A 19,092-nucleotide genomic window follows, 5' to 3' on the forward strand; every position below is an offset into this window, starting at 1 on the left:
AGCTGTGATTCTCAGACGCAAAACTTGTAAGGAAGCACCTATGAGCAGCCGGAAGCCAGCAACCATCGCAGTACGTACTGGTATCGAGTCAGACACGCAACACCATGCTGTTGTCCCACCTATTTATCTTTCGACTAACTATGGGTTTCCCGCTTTTGGTGAAGTGCCAAAGTATGATTACACCCGTTCTGGTAACCCAAACCGCGGTTTACTAGAAACTGCACTGTTTGAGCTTGAATCGGGCAAAGGCGCGGTGGTCACTAACTGTGGTACTTCGGCGCTTAACTTATGGGTTTCTGCTTTCTTAGGTGGCGATGATCTTATTATTGCACCACACGACTGCTACGGCGGTACTTACCGTCTGTTTAACACTCGCTCACTGAAAGGTGACTTCAAAGTTCTGTTCGTTGATCAATCGGATCAAGCTGCGCTAGATGCGGCGATCGCGCTTAAGCCAAAGTTGATCTTAATCGAAACCCCATCGAATCCACTGGTTCGTGTGGTTGATATTGCAGAAACTTGCCGCAAAGCGAAAGAGGTTGGTGCTCTGGTTGCTGTCGACAACACGTTTTTGACACCTGTGTTCCAAAAGCCTTTAGAGCTGGGTGCGGATTTTGTTATCCACTCAACCACTAAGTACATCAATGGACACTCAGATGTGATTGGTGGCGTTGTGGTCACTAAGACAGAAGAGCACGCTGAAGAGCTAGCCTGGTGGGGCAACTGTATTGGTGCGACCGGCACACCATTTGATAGCTACATGACTTTACGTGGTATTCGTACGCTAGGTGCGCGTATGCGAGTTCACGAAGAAAGCTCACGTGAAATTCTGGCGTCTCTGCAGCAGCAAGATCTCGTTGGCACTATTTATCACCCAAGCCTCCCTGAACATCCAGGTCATGATATTGCGAAGAAACAGCAGTCTGGCTTTGGTTCAATGTTGAGCTTTGAGTTTGCGGGTTCATTCGAAGCGCTTAAGTACTTTGTCGATAAATTAGAGCTGTTCTCTTTGGCTGAATCACTGGGTGGTGTGGAAAGCTTGATTTGTCACCCTGCGTCGATGACTCACCGTGCGATGGGCGAAGAAGCACTGGCAGAGGCGGGTGTTTCTCAACAGTTACTGCGTCTTTCTGTTGGCCTTGAAGATGCTGATGACTTGATTGACGACCTCAAGCAAGCGTTTGAAAAGACACAAGGCTTTATCGCTGAAGGGGAGGGTTAATAATGGCAACCTTTCGCCAGCTACATAAATTTGGTGGCAGCAGTTTAGCGAATCCTGAGTGTTATCAGCGCGTGGTCAACATTCTTAGAGAATACTCAACAGCAACTGATTTGGTGGTGGTATCAGCAGCGGGCAAAACAACCAACCGCTTAATTGAATTTGTTGAAGCGCTCGACAAAGATGGTCGTATTGCTCATGAATGCCTACAGGCACTTCGTCAGTTCCAGCTTGAACTGATTGAAACACTGCTTGAAGGTGAGTCTTCGGCTCAGCTAACGGCAACCATTCAACAAGAATTTACCGCTTTGGGGGAGCTAACGGCTCCTTTAAGTGAAGCACAAAAAGCAAAAGTGCTTGGACACGGTGAGGTTTGGTCTTCACGTCTACTCGCTGCTTTGTTATGCCAGCATGACTTACAAGCAGTTGCTCAAGATGCACGTGCCTTTTTACGTGCAGAAGCGGGTGCTCAACCTGAAGTTGACCGCGCACGTTCTTATCCTCTGATCAAAGAAGCCTTAGCGCAGCATGCACATTGCCGCGTGGTGATTACGGGCTTTATGGCTCAGAACTTCGAGGGTGAAACGGTATTACTTGGTCGTAACGGTTCGGATTACTCAGCAACCGTGATTGGTGCTTTGGCTGAAGTTGAACGCGTGACGATTTGGAGTGATGTGGCGGGCGTTTACAGCGCTGACCCTCGTTTGGTTTCAGATGCGTGTCTACTGCCTCTACTTCGCCTTGATGAAGCCAGTGAATTGGCTCGTCTTGCCGCTCCAGTGCTTCATAGCCGAACGCTACAGCCTGTGGCTCAAAGTGCTATGGATCTCAGCTTACGCTGCAGCTACCAGCCGGAGGCGGGCTCTACACAGATTGAGCGCGTACTGGCATCGGGTCGTGGCGCCAAAATCATTACCTCTCTGGATGAAGTGCTTATCGTGCAACTGACCTTTGGGCACGGCCATGATTTCGACCGTCTCGAGAGTGAAGTCCTTGAAGGGCTTAAGCGTGCTCAACTGGAGCCGCTTGCCTATGAGCTTGAACCGGATCAACACTGCTTGCGTCTTGCCTACACGGAAGAGATAGCTGGTGGTGCATTAGAATATCTTCAAGACCACGCGATTGAAGCTGAGATTAAGCTTAAAGAAGGTTTTTCTCTGATTGCTGCTGTGGGTGCGGGTGTGACTAAGAACCCGAACCATTGCTACGGTTTCTACCAACAACTTAAGAGCTCGCCGGTTGAGTTCATCTCAGAAGCGAACTCAGGCTTAAGCTTGGTGGCAGTCATTCGTAAGAGTGAAACATCAAGCCTAGTGAAAGGCATTCACTCTCAACTGTTCCAAGCGCAGAAGCGTGTTGCGATAGCCTTGTGTGGTAAGGGCAACATTGGTTCAAGCTGGTTAAGCCTGTTTGCAGAGCAAAAAGCGGAACTTGAAAAGCGCCGTGGAATGAACTTTGAATTGGTTGCCGTGGTTGATAGCCAAACCTATTGGTTCGACGATCAAGGCATTGATGCGACCTCAGTGAGTAAGTGTTTTGACGATGAAGCGATTGCTAACAATGGTAATGACTGGTTAGAGCGTTTAGGTTCTATTCAGGGCTACGATGAAGCGGTTGTGTTAGATGTTACGGCAAGCCCAGTGCTTGCAGCAAAGTACCTACAAATTGCGCAACAAGGTATCCACCTGATCTCGGCTAACAAGGTGGCTGGTTCTGCATCGAGCGAGTATTACCATCAAGTACAAGATGCTTTCGCTAAGATCAGCCGTCATTGGTTGTACAACGCGACAGTGGGTGCAGGCTTACCTATCAACCACACAGTACGTGACTTGCGTGAAAGCGGCGATGACATTATTGCGTTGTCAGGTATTTTCTCAGGCACGCTGTCTTGGTTGTTCCAACAGTTTGATGGCACAGTGCCATTCAGCGAGTTGGTCGACTTAGCATGGCAACAAGGCCTGACTGAACCAGACCCGCGTGCTGACCTAGATGGTTCAGACGTGATGCGTAAGCTGGTGATTCTAGCGCGTGAATCGGGTTTAGATATCGAACCTGAAAACGTCAAGGTGGAATCTCTTGTACCAACAGAGCTGCAAGAGCTATCAGTGGATGACTTCTTCGATAAAGCTTCTGTACTGAGCGAAGAGTTGGCTGAGCGTTTAGAGAAAGCACATTCTCAGCAGAAGGTTCTACGTTACGTAGCGCGTTTGGAAAAGAATGGTAAGGCAACCGTAGGCGTTGAAGCTCTGTCCAAAGAACATGCTCTGGCGAACTTGTTGCCTTGCGATAATATCTTTGCGATTGAGAGCAAATGGTACAAAGATAATCCATTGGTTATCCGTGGCCCGGGTGCAGGACGTGAAGTCACAGCTGGTGCAATTCAATCTGACCTAAACAGAATGTCTAGCCTGTTTTGATTTTCAGATCGGTTGGTTTAGTGTCTAAATAGCATACTATTCACTAAGATAAATGAGGCTGAAAGCACGATGTGTTTCTCAGCCTTTTTTCTTCCTTATTTCTGCTTTGCGACCCATCTAACGACTTGAGTTTTACTCACGATCTACTTGAAAAAAATTCATAATGGATCTGTTGACATTAAATCGTATTCAATACATTCTACAGACATATAGACGTCTAAACGTCGTTTAAGGATTTGAGTTTTTAGTGGTTGCTTTTGCCACAGGGAGAGTAAGATGGGATACACACACGCTAGTCATATCGACGCTTTAAATCAGAATATCGCTGAGCTTTCTGACAACATCAATGTGTCATTTGAGTTTTTTCCACCAAGCAATGAGAAGATGGAAGAGACCCTGTGGAATTCTGTTCACCGTCTTAAAACACTTCAACCAAAGTTTGTATCGGTAACTTACGGTGCAAACTCGGGCGAACGTGACCGTACTCACTCAATCATTAAAGAAATTAAGAACCAAACCGGCCTAGTGGCTGCACCGCACCTAACGTGTATTGATGCGAGTCGCGAAGAGCTGATTCAAATTGCCGACGATTACTGGGCGAATGGTATCGAGAGTATTGTTGCGTTGCGTGGTGATATTCCAGCAGGCGGCGGCGCGCCAGATATGTACGCATCTGACCTAGTCGAGCTACTTAAATCTCGCCACGATTTTGATATCTCAGTAGCGGCATTCCCTGAGGTTCACCCTGAAGCAAAAAGCGCTCAATCGGATCTTATTAACCTTAAGCGTAAAGTCGATGCGGGTGCTAACCGTGCTATCACTCAGTTCTTCTTCGATGTTGAAAGCTACCTACGTTTCCGAGACCGCTGTGTGGCGGCTGGTGTAGATGTTGAAATTGTTCCGGGCATCCTACCGGTTTCTAACTTCAAGCAAGCGTCTCGCTTTGCTGCGATGAACAACGTAAAAGTACCGGGTTGGATGGCGAAGCAGTTTGAAGGTTTGGATGATGATCCAACGACTCGTCAGCTTGTTGGTGCTAGCCAAGCGATTGATATGGTTCGTACACTGAGCCGCGAAGGTGTGAAAGACTTCCACTTCTACACGCTAAACCGTGCAGAAATGACTTACGCACTTTGCCACACATTAGGTGTTCGTCCGCAAGTCGCTGCGCTTTAAGCAAAGTCTAGAAGTAAAGCCTAAGCGTTTGTAAAAAGCCTCTGACTGTAAAATTTCAAATCCTATAGATACAAAAAAGGCTTGGACTCATAGAGTTCAAGCCTTTTGCTTTTCTAGCTTCTAGCTTCTAGCTTCTAGCTTCTAGCTTCTAGCTTCTAGCTTAACTTAAGCAAGAGCGCCAAGTTCAAGCAGTACTTCTTCAGCCCATACAATCCATGCTTCACGGATAAGTAGGTTACGACGAAGAGTAAGACGCTCAAGGCGTGCTTGCTTGTCTAGAGTTGATGGCGTTGCGTAGTAAGCCGCTTCGATTTCACGGTAGTGAGAAACCAGTTTGCGAGACTCTTCTACTAGCTCAGCAAGTTGTACACGGTAAGCGTCAGAAGGTTGTACAGCGCAAGCCATTAGCTTAGCTGAGAACTCGTCACGAACGGTTGGGTGTGCAGTTGGTTGTTCAAACCATTCACCTAGCGCGCCACGGCCAGCATCAGTGATAGAGTAAACTTTACGATCAGGTTTGCCTTCTTGAGGCTCAAGCACGCAAGTTACCTGGTCGTTCTGAGCCATTTTATTTAGCTCGCGGTAAACTTGTTGGTGGCTAGCTTTCCAGAAGTAACCAATGCTTGCGGAGAATTCTTTTGTGATATCGTAACCAGTAGCATCGCGTGTACTTAAAACGGTTAGAATTACGTGTGGTAATGACATGTCTGAAATCCAAATGGTAAACAGTAAACAAATACTTAAACAACAAGTGTGCTTCTAATGGCACGTTATATTGGTTATGTTTAAGTAGCACCAACTCATCGGTTGGTTATGTCACCTTACAAAGCCGTTTATCACCTAGGTTGACCAGTTTATTGGTCAAATTGCTGCAGATTATTTTTTTGGAGTGTTTCCGCAGCGGAGCAGTAGTATATCTAAATAATAAGCATAAAGTAGAATACATGGACAAAATAACCCAAAAAACTGACAAAATACTCACTAGTGGTTATTTTGCAAAACAAAAAGGTCGTGCGTGGCGACCTTTTGTTCTTTTTATAGTAGGAATCACTAATTAACCAGTGTTTCGCATACCTGCTGCAATGCCTGCAATCGTCACCATTAGCGCTTCTTCTAGCTCTGCTGGTGGTGTTTCACACTTACGAGTACGGTAAAGCAGTTCTGCTTGAAGCATGTTTAGTGGCTCAACGTAGATGTTACGTAAGCGAATTGACTCAAGCCCCCAAGGGTCGCTCTGCATCAAGTTCTCGTTATTTTCTACATTCAGTACCGCTTTGATGTCTTTTTGTAGCTGTTCACGCAGTAACTCACCCAGAGGCAATAGCTCTTCGTCAACAAGACGTTGATCGTAGTACTTCGCAATTTCCATGTTGCACTTCGAGTACACCATTTCCAACATACCCAGACGAGTTGAGAAGAATGGCCATTCACGACACATCTCTTCCAGTAGCGCTTGATGGCCTTGGTCTACAGAGTATTGAATGGCTTCACCAGCACCTAGCCATGCAGGAAGTACCAAACGGTTTTGGCTCCAAGAGAAGATCCATGGAATTGCACGTAGGCTTTCTACGCCGCCATTCGGGTTACGTTTTGCAGGGCGAGAACCAAGAGGCAGTTTACCTAGCTCCAGTTCAGGCGTCGCTTGACGGAAGTAAGGTACGAATTTCTCTTCACCACGAACCACGTTACGGTAAGCCTCACAAGAGACTTGAGACAGCACTTCCATTAGGTCGCGCCACTCTTGTTTTGGCTCTGGTGGCGGCAGAAGGTTCGCTTCTAGAATCGCACTTGCGTAAAGGTTAAAGCTGTTTACAGCAACGTCTGGTAAACCAAGCTTAAAGCGGATCATTTCGCCTTGCTCAGTTACACGTAAACCGCCTTTCAAGCTCTTAGGTGGCTGAGAAAGGAGAGCAGCGTGCGCTGGCGCACCACCACGACCAACCGTACCGCCACGACCGTGGAATAGAGTCAGTTCAATGCCTTCTTCATCACAAACCTTAACCAGCTTGTCCATCGCATCATACTGAGCCCAACCAGCAGACATTACACCCGCATCTTTCGCTGAGTCAGAGTATCCGATCATCACCATTTGGTGGTTCTGGATAAATCCACGGTACAAGTCGATGCTCATTAGCTGCTTCATTACCGCTTCTGAGTTGTTCAAATCGTCTAGCGTTTCGAACAGTGGACATACGTCCATGCGGTATGGGCAACCACATTCTTGCAGAAGCAAGTGAACAGCCAGTACATCCGATGCAGTACGAGCCATAGAAATCACATAAGCGCCGAAGGCTTCACGAGGTTGAGCTGCAATTACCTTACAGGTGTCTAAAACCTCTTTCACCTGTTCAGATGGCTCCCAGTCGCGCGGTAGCAGTGGGCGTTTTGAGCTTAATTCATTGGTTAAGAAAGCAATCTTGTCTTGCTCGCTCCACTGGTCGTAATCGCCAATGCCTAGGTAGCGAGTCAGTTCAGATAGGACATCTGAGTGACGTGTACTTTCTTGACGAACATCGAGACGAACTAAATGCACACCGAATGCTTTTAGGCGACGTAGGGTATCAAGCAGAGAACCATCTGCGATTACGCCCATGCCACATTCGTGCAGCGATTGGTAACACGCGTAAAGTGGTGTCCAAAGTTGGTCGATGTTCTGCAGTGTTTCTTTCTTCGGTACTTCAGCATCATGCAGTTTTGCATCCAGCACTTCTAGCGTGTTGTTCAGCAGAGTGCGTAGGCTCTTCAGGATTGCACGGTAAGCTTCGTGCTCATCACCTGCTAGTTCACGAACCGCATCATTACACTTAGTCATCGACAGCTCGGTAATCAGCTCATTAACGTCGCCTAGGTAAAGGTCTGCAGCTTTCCAGCGAGATAGGCGCAGCACTTCTTTAGTGATGGTGTGCGTTACGAATGGGTTACCATCGCGGTCACCGCCCATCCAAGATGAGAAGTGTACTGGGCGTGCATCGATCGGCAGGCCTTCACCAAGGTAGCCTTTTAGTCGGCCATCCATGTCGCGTAGAAAATCTGGTACTGCTTCCCATAGAGAGTTTTCTACAACCGCAAAGCCCCACTTAGCTTCATCAAGTGGCGTTGGGCGTTGTTGACGAATCACATCTGAGTGCCAACCTTGAGCGATCAGTTGCTCTAGGCGACGTTCGGTTTTCACGCGCTCTTTGTGTGATAGGTCGCTTAATTCTAATTTAGACAGACACTCGTTGATCTTAACCAGCTTGTTGATCATGGTGCGACGAGTGATTTCTGTTGGGTGTGCAGTCAAAACGAGTTCAATGTTCAGGTCGCGAACAGCTTGAGCCGCATCTAGCTTGCTGATGTCGTTTTGGTTTAATTTGGAAAATAGAGATTGCAGCACGTCTGGTTCGCAAACATGCTCCTCACAGTGGCGAGAGATGGTGTGGTACTGCTCTGCCATGTTGGTGAGGTTGAGAAATTGGTTAAATGCACGAGCAACAGGAGTGAGTTGTTCGTTCGGCAGGTTTTTGATTTCTTCAACTAGGCTGTCACGGTCAGCTTTGTTGCCTGCGCGGGCGGATTTGGAAAGTTTACGGATAGTTTCCACTTTCTCTAAGATAACGTCACCATGTGCATCTTGGATTGTGTTACCTAGCAAGCGTCCCAGCATGCTTACGTTACTCTTGAGAGCGGCGTATTTCTCGTTCATTGTCATCCTGCCTCGTAAAAAAATTACATCCATTGTTCCTTGTTAAGTACACAATCTAGCGAAAACTGCTGTATCTAGTCAAATAAAGCATTCTAAGTTTGCAATTATTAGGTTTAGAAATGTGGGAGAAGTAAATTTTTCAATACTGTGGAATAAAGTGAAATTTAATTACAAGAACAGGCTATGTCAGAGATAACAGAATAAAAGCCACCTTTTTGGGTGGCTTTTGTATAAAAATATCGAACGGGTAGCAATAACTAGAAACAATATTTACGGATCGATTTACTCAGAACATCAATTGTAGGGTCAATAAAATCGAAGCTTAAGAACTCATCCGGTTGGTGAGCCTGGTCGATTGACCCCGGACCTAGTACTAAGGTTGGACACAGCTCTTGAAGGAAAGGTGCCTCTGTACAGTAGTTCACGGTTTGCGATTCAATCTCGCACACCGATTCCATACCACCAATAAATGGATGGTCGTGTTGGCACTCGTAACCCGGAATCGGCTCATGCAGCGGAGTAATCTCAATTCTGCCCGGCCATTTTGCTTCTACTTCCTTGAGTGCGCTGCGCAGCATGTTATCCAACCCATCTAAGCTGATGCCTGGTAAAGGACGAACGTCGTAATGTAGTTCACAACAGCCACAGATTCGGTTAGCGCTATCACCGCCGTGAATATGCCCCAGATTTAGCGTCGGACTTGGAATCGCGAAACCCGGGTGGTGATACTCTTTAACTAACTTGTCACGCAGCTGCATCAAAGCAAACAGCACTTCATGCATGATTTCGATGGCGTTGACACCTAATGCAGGATCCGAAGAGTGACCTGATTTACCGGTTACTCGCACGGCATTGGCGACATGACCTTTATGACCACGTATAGGCACAAGGCTGGTTGGCTCACCAATGATGCAGTAATCCGGCTTAAACGGCGCATTTTCAGTGAAATGACGCGCACCTAACATGGTGGTCTCTTCATCGCAGGTGGCCAATACATATAGCGGCTTGGTCTGTTTGCTCCAATCCATCTTCTTTGCCGCTTCATAAACGAAAGCGAAAAAGCCTTTCATATCGGCCGTGCCTAACCCATAGAAGCGATTGTTGTGTTCTGTTAGTGCGTGAGGATCGAAGTTCCAACGTCCTTCATCGAATGGCACTGTGTCGCTGTGTCCCGCTAATAACAAGCCACCTTCACCTGAGCCCATCTTTGCGACCATATTATGCTTGCCGGGCTCGACCTCCACGACCTCAACGCTAAAGCCCAAGTCTTTAAACCATTGAGCCATTTTTTCGATCACTTTTTCGTTGCCATGATCCCAGCTTGGATCGGTAGAACTAATAGAGTCGGTGGAAATTAGGCCTTTGTAGACCTCAAGAAAACTCGGTAATTGCATAATATCTTCACTTCTACTATTGACAGGAAAACCATAAGTCGGTAAAACACATATTAAATCATATTTAATGCATAAGAAATCAAATAAAGCCAAAAATTAAGTATGAATAGTCAAATTTTGAAATGTAACTTACCTCAGGAATGGATGTGTTGAGATGTTGAAAACCACGATCATTGGCGCAAGCGGCTACACAGGAGCAGAACTGGCTTTAATGATAAACAGACACCCTGAGCTCACGCTATCAGGTTTATATGTCTCAGCCAATAGTGTAGACGCAGGTAAACCTATTGCGGCACTGCACGGTAAGTTAGCTGGCTTGATTGATATGCCAGTACAGCCGTTAACGAATCCGGAAGAAGTGGCTAAACAGTCTGATGTGATTTTCTTAGCTACCGCACACGAAGTAAGTCACGACCTAGCGCCAATTTTTCTAGAGAACGATTGCCAAGTGTTCGATCTATCGGGTGCATTCAGAGTTAAAGGCGAGAACTTCTACCAAGAGTTCTACGGCTTTGAACACCAACACGAACAATGGCTAGATAAAGCCGCTTACGGTTTAGCGGAATGGAATGAGCAAGCGATTAAAGAGGCTCAACTTGTCGCAGTCGCGGGTTGTTATCCAACCGCATCACAATTGGCGATTAAGCCTTTGGTTGAAGCGAAGTTGCTGGATGAGAACCAATGGCCGGTGATTAACGCGACCAGCGGGGTTACTGGAGCGGGTCGTAAGGCGACTATGGTTAACAGCTTCTGCGAAGTGAGTCTGCAAGCTTACGGCGTATTCAATCACCGTCATCAGCCTGAAATGGCTGCACATTTAGGATGTGATGTGATTTTTACTCCGCACCTCGGCAACTTTAAGCGCGGTATTTTAGCGACCATCACCATGAAATTGGCTGAAGGCGTGACAGAACAACAGATACAAGATGTCTTTGAGCAAGCTTACCAAGATAAACCTGCGGTGAGATTACTCGAAGAGACATTGCCAAGAATTCAAGACGTAGAACAGACGCCTTTCTGTGATTTAGGTTGGAAGGTTCAAGGTCAGCACATCATCGTTGTTTCAGCGATTGATAACTTATTGAAGGGTGCATCTAGCCAAGCGATGCAGTGTTTAAATTTACGTTATGGTTTTGCGCCATTAACTGCGTTAGTGTAAGGAAATCTAGATATGAGCCTTAATAATCAACCATTAATCATAAAGTTAGGTGGCGCTGCGCTATCTTGTGGTGAAACACTTAGCAAGTTATTTGGAGCTATCTCTACTTACCAACAACAGGCAGAACGACCAATCGTGATTGTTCACGGTGGTGGTTACCTTGTTGATAATTTGATGAATAAGTTGAACCTCGAAACCGTCAAGAAAGAAGGGCTACGTGTTACTCCTTATGACCAGATCCCTGTGATCGCTGGTGCACTAGCGGGCACGGCCAACAAACTACTTCAAGGTCAGGCAATTAAAGATGGTATCAATGCCGTTGGTTTGAGCCTTGCAGATGGTGGTTTATGCAAAGTGAGCGAACTGAACCCTGAGCTGGGCGCAGTAGGAAAAGCGGAGCCGGGCGACTCAACCGTTCTGCAAGCGATTCTTAATGCGGGCGCACTGCCAATCATTAGCTCAATTGGTCTGACTGAGCAAGGCCAACTGATGAACGTCAATGCCGATCAAGCAGCGGTTGCCGTTGCAGGCGCACTTGATGCTGAACTGGTGCTACTTTCTGATGTAAGTGGTGTGTTGGATGGCAAAGGCCACCTCATTCCAAGCCTTAATCAACAGCAAGCTGATGACCTTATTACAGGCAAAGTGATTACTGACGGCATGATCGTTAAGGTTCAAGCTGCACTAGAAGCCGCTAACGACCTTGGACGACCAATCGAAGTTGCCACTTGGCGATACCCAGAAAAGCTAACACAACTGTTTTCAGGTAAAAGCATAGGAACACAGTTTTTACCTCAGTAGGTCTTACAACGAGTCACTACTTAAAGAATTTAGACAAATTAAATAAACATATAATTATGAAGTCATTTCCAACGCTGACCGCCATGTGCAGTATGGAAACTAGGAGAAAGAAAATGAGCAAAGTTAACGTAAAGAAAGTTGTAGTAGCCTACTCTGGCGGTCTAGACACATCAGTAATCATTCCATGGTTGAAAGAGAACTATGACTGTGAAGTGGTTGCGTTTGTTGCGGATGTTGGTCAAGGCGACGAAGAGTTGATTGGTATCGAAGAGAAAGCGAAAGCTTCGGGTGCTTCTGAGTGTTACATCGCTGACCTTAAAGAAGAGATGGTGGCAGATTACATCTACCCAACGCTAAAAACGGGCGCTTACTACGAAGGCAAATACCTACTAGGTACTTCTATGGCTCGTCCAATCATTGCGAAAGCGCAGGTTGAAGTTGCTCGTAAAGTAGGAGCAGACGCACTGTGTCACGGTTGTACTGGTAAAGGTAATGACCAAGTTCGTTTTGAAGGTGCATTCGCAGCACTAGCACCAGACCTACACGTAATTGCACCATGGCGTGAGTGGGATCTAGTGAGCCGTGAAGAGTGTCTAGATTACCTAGCAGAGCGTAACATTCCTTGTACTGCTTCTTTGACTAAGATTTACTCGCGTGATGCAAACGCATGGCACATCTCAACAGAAGGTGGCGTTCTAGAAGATACATGGAACGCACCGAACGAAGATTGCTGGGCTTGGACTGTAGACCCAGAGCAGGCACCAAACGAATCTGAAACAGTGACGCTTAAAGTTGAAAAAGGCGAAGTGGTAGCGGTTGATGGTGAAACAATGACGCCATACAACGCACTGGTTTACCTAAATGAGAAGGGCGCTAAGCACGGTGTTGGTCGTATCGATATCGTAGAAAACCGTCTTGTTGGCATGAAGTCTCGTGGTTGTTATGAAACTCCGGGTGGCACAATCATGATGGAAGCACTGCGTGCAGTAGAGCAGCTGGTTCTTGATAAAGCGGCATTCGAATTCCGTGAAGAGCTAGGTGTTAAAGCATCTCACCTTGTATACGATGGTCGTTGGTTCACTCCGCTATGTAAGTCAATCCTTGCAGCGACAGAAGAACTAGCACAAGACGTGAATGGCGAAGTGGTTATCAAACTTTACAAAGGCCATGCAACGGTGACTCAGAAGCGTTCTGACAACAGCCTGTACTCAGAAGAGTTTGCAACCTTTGGTGAAGATGAAGTTTACGACCAAAGCCACGCTGAAGGCTTCATCCGTCTTTACTCGCTATCAAGTCGTATTCGTGCTCTGAATAGCCAAAAGTAATGCTAACAATGAGTTAGTGAGCTAGCCTTTGATGAAAGCTTAAAGGTCAGTAAACAGACATTATTATGCAAAGCCCATTCACTATTGATTAGTGAGTGGGCTTTTTAGTTTCTATTCGCCGAATAAATCAGCTTCGGTTTTTACTATCGAATGGCATATAATTCGCGCTCCACGCTGAAAATAATCGATGGATTGAACTTCTGGTGAATAAATATGTTAAAATAATGAATTAATACTTTATTTTCATTTTGAATTGCCGTAAGTTTAAACCATCAGAAAAATACTGAATCTTAATCAGAATTATCATTTGCAAAAACAGTGAGCACTGTGCAATTAGGAGATACACAATGGCATTATGGGGCGGTAGATTTACCCAAGCAGCAGACACCCGGTTCAAAGATTTTAACGATTCTCTTCGTTTTGATTACCGATTGGCTGAGCAAGACATTGTGGGCTCAATTGCCTGGTCTAAAGCTCTACTGTCGGTCAACGTATTAACAGAAGAAGAGCAGCAGAAGCTTGAGTTAGCGCTGAATGAGCTAAAACTTGAGGTGATGGAAGATCCTGAACAGATTCTACGTTCTGATGCAGAAGATATTCACAGCTGGGTTGAGCAACAACTTATCGGCAAAGTCGGTGATTTGGGCAAAAAGCTTCACACAGGCCGTTCTCGTAATGACCAAGTGGCGACCGACCTGAAACTGTGGTGTCGTCAGCAAGGTAACCAACTGCTATTGGCATTGGATCGCCTACAGAGCCAAATGGTCAACGTTGCTTCTCAGCATCAAGAAACTGTGCTTCCTGGCTACACTCACTTACAACGTGCTCAGCCGGTAACTTTTGCTCACTGGTGCTTGGCTTACGTTGAAATGCTTGAGCGTGATTATTCTCGTTTGAATGATGCGATTAAGCGTCTAGATACATGTCCGCTGGGTTCTGGTGCCCTTGCCGGAACTGCTTACCCGATGGACCGTGAAGAGTTAGCTCACAACTTAGGTTTCCGTCGTGCAACGCGCAACTCTCTAGATTCAGTCTCTGACCGTGACCATGTGATGGAGCTGATGTCGATCGCTTCTATCTCTATGCTTCACCTTTCGCGTCTTGCAGAAGATATGATTTTCTACAACTCAGGTGAATCAAACTTCATCGAGTTAGCAGATACCGTGACTTCAGGTTCATCTCTGATGCCACAAAAGAAAAACCCGGATGCGTTAGAACTTATCCGTGGCAAAACTGGCCGTGTTTACGGTTCACTAGCTGCAATGATGATGACAGTAAAAGCTCTGCCTTTGGCGTACAACAAAGACATGCAAGAAGATAAAGAAGGTCTGTTCGACGCTTTAGATACTTGGAATGATTGTATGGAAATGGCAGCGCTCTGTTTTGACGGCATTAAAGTGAACGGCGAACGTACACTTGAAGCGGCGAAACAAGGCTACGCGAACTCAACTGAACTGGCTGATTACCTAGTAGCGAAAGGGATTCCTTTCCGTGAAGCTCACCATATTGTCGGTGTAACAGTAGTAGCGGCGATTGCTAAAGGCTGTGCATTAGAAGAATTAACCATCGCAGAGATGAAAGAGTTCTCTGAGGTGATTGAAGAGGATGTATATGACATCCTGACCATTGAATCGTGTCTTGAAAAACGTAGCGCGCTAGGTGGTGTATCTCCACAGCAAGTGGCTTACGCGGTTGACCAAGCTGAGAAACGTTTATCACAGCGTGACACTTCCATCGTTAAGGTTCGTCCTGCTCGTCTGACTGATATTGAAGCGTTAGAAGGCATGGTCGCTTACTGGGCGAACATGGGTGAAAATCTACCTCGTTCTCGTAATGAACTGGTGCGTGATATTGGCTCGTTTGCGGTCGCGGAACATCATGGAGAGGTGACAGGTTGTGCATCACTCTATGTGTATGACTCTGGCTTAGCAGAAATTCGCTCACTCGGTGTTGAGGCTGGCTGGCAAGGTCAAGGGCAGGGTACTGCGATTGTGCAGCACTTGGTTGAGAAAGCGCGACAAATGGCCATCAAGAAGGTGTTTGTGCTGACTCGTACACCAGAGTTCTTCATGAAGCATGATTTCTTACCGACATCGAAATCTCTACTGCCTGAGAAGGTACTGAAAGATTGTGACCAGTGTCCTCGTCAACATGCGTGTGATGAAGTGGCGTTGGAAGTGAACTTGGTAGAGCAGATTATCGCTAAGGTTAATGTTGCATAAGACATTGATTTTATAGCTCCTAAAAAAAAGATCAAAAATCTGATCTTTTTTGGGAACAAACTAAGAAAAGCCCGGTCTATTAAAGTACCACTGCTTTTTCTTAGAATTTTCTAAGAAAGCCCTAGAATCGATTGGTTCTGGGGCTTTTTTCTATCCGCCGTTTGGTAAATGATAATAGCTCGATAATTACGGTGCACGATTGATGTATTGAACCTATCATCTAACCATTATTGCCTATCCAGCAAACTCCTCAGCTAACGCTTTTTGTTCCTTAAAGGCAGCACCACTAACTTCATTATCCAATGCAGCGATAACAAGCCACTGAACGCGAAAGCGGCCATCATCAAGGCGATGGCATTGATGGTTTTCGGGTCTTCCCTGAAAAGTAACCACCATGTTCCCCAACTCAAGAGCGACAGCACCATGAGTTGGTTCATACAACGTTGGCAGCGACCGAGTTTGTTGAAGATTTTTTCATTTTTATTGCAATGAATACATGTCATCTTGGGCTTGATTCGCGTTATGCTTGTTGCCCTGATAATACCACGTCACAAGATATTGGATCACGGTGACATAGAGAGAGAAGATCGATGATTGAGCGCCAAGAAACCAAGCAACGTATGAGCCGTATTGTTAAACACAACGGTACTATCTACCTATGTGGCCAAGTTTGTGCTGATGCAACTAAAGACATCACTGAACAAACACAGACCATGCTAGATAAAGTAGAAGCGCTACTTGAGCAAGCAGGCAGCGACAAAGAGCACATGCTGTCAGCAACGATTTACTTGAAAGACATGAAAGACTTCCAAGAAATGAACGCAGTATGGGATGCATGGGTTCCAGAAGGTCACGCTCCAGCTCGCGCATGTGTGACTGGCGACATGGCTCGCGAAGCACTGCTAGTTGAGATCTCTGTGATTGCAGCTGAGAAGTAATTCTCTCGCATTTAGCGATAAGTAACGGTTTTAAGAGATTCCAGATACCTCGTCCCTCGGTTCTGGAATGACGGTTTAAGTTTTGGTTTAGTGGCTTAAATAAATCAACGTCATTCCCGAAAGCGACGAAGGAGCGTAGTCGGGAATCTGTTATTTGTTCGTTGCCGAAAAACAAAAAGGAAAGCCAATGGCTTTCCTTTTTAGTATCTAATTTATGTGTTCTGTCTCAATCAACCGAGATTAACAACCAGGTCCACAATCTAGACAGTGTTTCACCATCTCTGGGCCTAAGTGCAGTTTCGCGTTGAGGTCACGCAGCGCTGTTCGTACACCCTCTTCAATTACTGGGTGATAGAACGGCATGTCTAGCATTTCAGAAACCGTCATCTTGTTCTGGTGTGCCCATGCTAACAAGTGAGCTAAGTGTTCTGCGTTTGGTCCCATCATCTCAGCACCAAGGAAGCGGCCTGTACCTTGCTCGCCGTAAACGTGCATAATACCTTTGTTGCGTAGCATCACTCGTGAACGACCTTGGTTCTCGAACGACACTTCACCGGTTGCGAAACAACCACATGTGCCTAAGCGGGTGGTGATCTCTTTGTAGGATTCACCAACCATCGCGATTTGCGGGTCAGAGAATACCGCTGAGATTTTAGAGCGGCGTAGACCTGCACGAATCTCAGGGAAGCGACCAGCGTTGTCACCTGCAATGCGGGCTTGGTCTGCTGCTTCATGTAGCAGAGGTAGTTGGTTGCTTGCATCACCTGCAATGAATACTGATGGCAATGATGTTTGTAGCGTGTAGTGGTCAGCGATTGGAACACCACGCTCATCAAGTTCTAGAGAGGTATTCTCTAGGCCAAGTTTGTCGGTGTTGGGACGACGCCCCGTTGCTGCCAGTACGTACTCAACGACGTTAGTTTCTAGTTCACCTTGCTTATTGATGAACTGGATTTCGACGCGAGCCTCACCCGATTCAGTGGTAATACGCTTCATGCTTTCGATTTTCACGTCGGCATCTAGGTAGAACTCTTCATTGAAGGCTTTATCTGCGTAAGCCATGATCTCTGGGTCGGTTACTGGGCCAACTTGACCACCTAAACCGAACAGTTTGGTCTTCACACCTAAGCGGTGTAGTGACTGGCCAAGCTCAAGACCAATAACACCAGGGCCAAATACTGCAACCGATTCTGGTAAATCATCCCAGCTGAACACGTCATCGTTAATGATCAGACGGTCACCAAGCTCATTCCAAACGGCAGGGTATGCAGGGCGAGAGCCAGTTGCGATAACAATACGTTTAGCGGTGACAACCGTGTGGTCATCAATTTGTAGTGTGCTGTCGTCTAAAAACTTTGCGTAGCCAGAGATCTTGTCTTGCTCTGGGATTTCATCAACACCTTCTAAAACAAAACCAACAAAACGGTCACGTTCAAACTTCACTCGGTCCATCACTTCACGGCCGTTAATCACGATATCACCTTGTGGGTGAACGCCAAAAGCTGGTGCTTTCTCGATTTGGTGTACGCTTTCCGCTGCTGCAATAAGCAGTTTAGATGGCATACAACCAACACGAGCACAGGTTGTACCGTAAGGGCCGCCTTCAATCATCACGACACTGTCAGTGTGTGCTTTTGTAGCGCGGTAAGAACCTAAACCTGCCGTACCGCCCCCGATAACTGCTACATCTACATTGACTTGTTTCATAATAATTTTCTCGCAATGGCTAAATTTGGTTTGAACGAACCCCTCCAACTCTGGTGATTTTTTGAGAGTCAGGATAGTGGGTCAGTTTTGTGATTCTGTTTTATTAGGTTTAGCTTGTGGTTCTGCTTTTTGTTACTAACTATAGGTTAGTAAAAGACAGGCGAGTCACCAGCTATATTCTTTTTTCCAAAACTCAGATAAGAGCGTTTGGAATGGCTAACCCACAAGAGGGTGGGTTAGCTGGTATTACTGCTATTTATTTACTAAGCGTTTACTTGCGACTAAGTGATTAACCTAGGAAAGCTTCTAGTTCTTCGCTACCACCGATGTGTTTGCCACCGATGAATACTTGAGGAACGGTAGTGCGACCAGAGATTGCACGTAGGCTTACTGTTGTTGCATCTTTACCTAGAACCACTTCTTCGTAGTTCAGACCTTTGTCGATTAGGTTCTGTTTTGCTTTCATACAGAAAGGACAGCCTGGCTTAGTGAATACTGTGATTGACTCTTGCTCTTTGTGCTCAGGAGCAAGGTAGTTAAGCATAGTATCTGCATCAGAAACCTTGAACGGGTCGCCTGGTACGTCTTCTTCGATGAACATTTTTTCTACCACGCCGTTTTTAACCAGCATGCTGTAGCGCCATGAACGTTTGCCGAAACCGATGTCGTTTTTCTCAACTAGCATACCCATGCCGTCTGTGAAATCACCGTTACCATCTGGGATGAATGTGATGTTTTCTGCTTCTTGGTCTGCTTTCCAAGCGTTCATTACGAATGTGTCGTTTACTGAAACACACAGAATGTCATCAACACCGTTTTCTTTGAATACAGAGTGTAGCTCGTTGTAACGAGGTAGGTGGCTTGAAGAACATGTTGGCGTAAACGCACCTGGTAGGCTGAATACGATAACTGTTTTGTCTTTGAATAGCTTTTCAGTCGTTACGTTAACCCATGCATCACCTTGGCGAGTTGGGAATGTTACTTGAGGGATTGATTGACCTTCTTTAGATGCAAACATATTGATTTCCTTAAATAGTATTTTTAATTTT

At 46.1% G+C, this 19,092-nt stretch carries 14 protein-coding genes; 8 read left to right on the forward strand and 6 right to left on the reverse strand.

Annotated features, from left to right (window positions below):
• The first annotated feature begins 40 nt into the window (after positions 1-40).
• The 3 genes from CWO08_RS16375 to metF all read left to right on the forward strand — a co-directional run bounded on the left by CWO08_RS16375 (position 41) and on the right by metF (position 4,812).
• Entirely contained in the window at positions 41-1,222 is a 1,182-nt protein-coding gene (locus CWO08_RS16375) for an O-succinylhomoserine (thiol)-lyase (protein WP_102433313.1), read from the forward strand.
• 2 nt (positions 1,223-1,224) lie between these two features.
• On the forward strand, positions 1,225-3,636 hold the full coding sequence (locus tag CWO08_RS16380) for a bifunctional aspartate kinase/homoserine dehydrogenase II (protein WP_108020783.1): 2,412 nt from the start codon (positions 1,225-1,227) through the stop codon (positions 3,634-3,636).
• Positions 3,637-3,912: 276 nt separating this feature from the next.
• Positions 3,913-4,812 carry a methylenetetrahydrofolate reductase gene (gene metF / locus CWO08_RS16385; RefSeq protein WP_029405383.1) on the forward strand — a complete coding sequence of 300 codons (900 nt, stop codon included), beginning with the start codon at positions 3,913-3,915 and terminating at the stop codon, positions 4,810-4,812.
• 165 nt (positions 4,813-4,977) lie between these two features.
• On the opposite strand, the gene CWO08_RS16390 is transcribed toward metF, so the two are convergent.
• The 3 genes from CWO08_RS16390 to argE form a co-directional block, all read right to left on the reverse strand.
• Positions 4,978-5,517 carry a PadR family transcriptional regulator gene (locus CWO08_RS16390; protein ID WP_017061141.1) on the reverse strand — a complete coding sequence of 180 codons (540 nt, stop codon included), beginning with the start codon at positions 5,515-5,517 and terminating at the stop codon, positions 4,978-4,980.
• A 349-nt stretch (positions 5,518-5,866) separates the two neighbouring features.
• Entirely contained in the window at positions 5,867-8,503 is a 2,637-nt protein-coding gene (gene ppc / locus CWO08_RS16395) for a phosphoenolpyruvate carboxylase (protein ID WP_170960799.1), read from the reverse strand.
• Between the two features lie 251 nt (positions 8,504-8,754).
• The gene (argE, locus tag CWO08_RS16400) at positions 8,755-9,891 is read right to left on the reverse strand and encodes an acetylornithine deacetylase (protein WP_050619829.1); all 1,137 of its coding nucleotides are present in this window, start codon (positions 9,889-9,891) and stop codon (positions 8,755-8,757) included.
• A gap of 154 nt (positions 9,892-10,045) precedes the next feature.
• Between argE and argC the strand changes: the two genes are divergently transcribed.
• The 4 genes from argC to argH all read left to right on the forward strand — a co-directional run bounded on the left by argC (position 10,046) and on the right by argH (position 15,398).
• Positions 10,046-11,050: an N-acetyl-gamma-glutamyl-phosphate reductase gene (argC, locus tag CWO08_RS16405; RefSeq protein WP_108020784.1), complete on the forward strand. Its 1,005-nt coding sequence runs from the start codon at positions 10,046-10,048 to the stop codon at positions 11,048-11,050.
• Positions 11,051-11,062: 12 nt separating this feature from the next.
• Entirely contained in the window at positions 11,063-11,851 is a 789-nt protein-coding gene (gene argB, locus CWO08_RS16410) for an acetylglutamate kinase (protein ID WP_108020785.1), read from the forward strand.
• 113 nt (positions 11,852-11,964) lie between these two features.
• Positions 11,965-13,176, forward strand: coding sequence for an argininosuccinate synthase (locus CWO08_RS16415; RefSeq protein ID WP_017632086.1), 1,212 nt, complete (start codon positions 11,965-11,967; stop codon positions 13,174-13,176).
• Between the two features lie 347 nt (positions 13,177-13,523).
• On the forward strand, positions 13,524-15,398 hold the full coding sequence (argH, locus tag CWO08_RS16420; RefSeq protein ID WP_017061136.1) for an argininosuccinate lyase: 1,875 nt from the start codon (positions 13,524-13,526) through the stop codon (positions 15,396-15,398).
• 254 nt (positions 15,399-15,652) lie between these two features.
• Here the strand turns inward: argH and CWO08_RS16425 are convergent, their stop codons facing one another.
• The gene (locus CWO08_RS16425) at positions 15,653-15,901 is read right to left on the reverse strand and encodes a DUF3624 domain-containing protein (RefSeq protein WP_080967687.1); all 249 of its coding nucleotides are present in this window, start codon (positions 15,899-15,901) and stop codon (positions 15,653-15,655) included.
• 87 nt (positions 15,902-15,988) lie between these two features.
• On the opposite strand from CWO08_RS16425, the gene CWO08_RS16430 reads away from it, so the two are divergent.
• On the forward strand, positions 15,989-16,336 hold the full coding sequence (locus tag CWO08_RS16430; RefSeq protein WP_004729674.1) for a RidA family protein: 348 nt from the start codon (positions 15,989-15,991) through the stop codon (positions 16,334-16,336).
• Positions 16,337-16,576: 240 nt separating this feature from the next.
• Here the strand turns inward: CWO08_RS16430 and CWO08_RS16435 are convergent, their stop codons facing one another.
• Together CWO08_RS16435 and CWO08_RS16440 are read right to left on the reverse strand one after the other, a co-directional pair.
• Positions 16,577-18,043, reverse strand: a complete 1,467-nt coding sequence (locus CWO08_RS16435) for a dihydrolipoyl dehydrogenase (protein ID WP_108020786.1) — start codon at positions 18,041-18,043, stop codon at positions 16,577-16,579.
• Between the two features lie 289 nt (positions 18,044-18,332).
• Positions 18,333-19,061, reverse strand: a complete 729-nt coding sequence (locus tag CWO08_RS16440) for a glutathione peroxidase (RefSeq protein WP_108020787.1) — start codon at positions 19,059-19,061, stop codon at positions 18,333-18,335.
• Between the last annotated feature and the right edge of the window lie 31 nt (positions 19,062-19,092).

Source organism: Vibrio sp. 10N.286.48.B8, from assembly GCF_003050085.1.
GTDB classification, from domain to species: domain Bacteria; phylum Pseudomonadota; class Gammaproteobacteria; order Enterobacterales; family Vibrionaceae; genus Vibrio; species Vibrio crassostreae.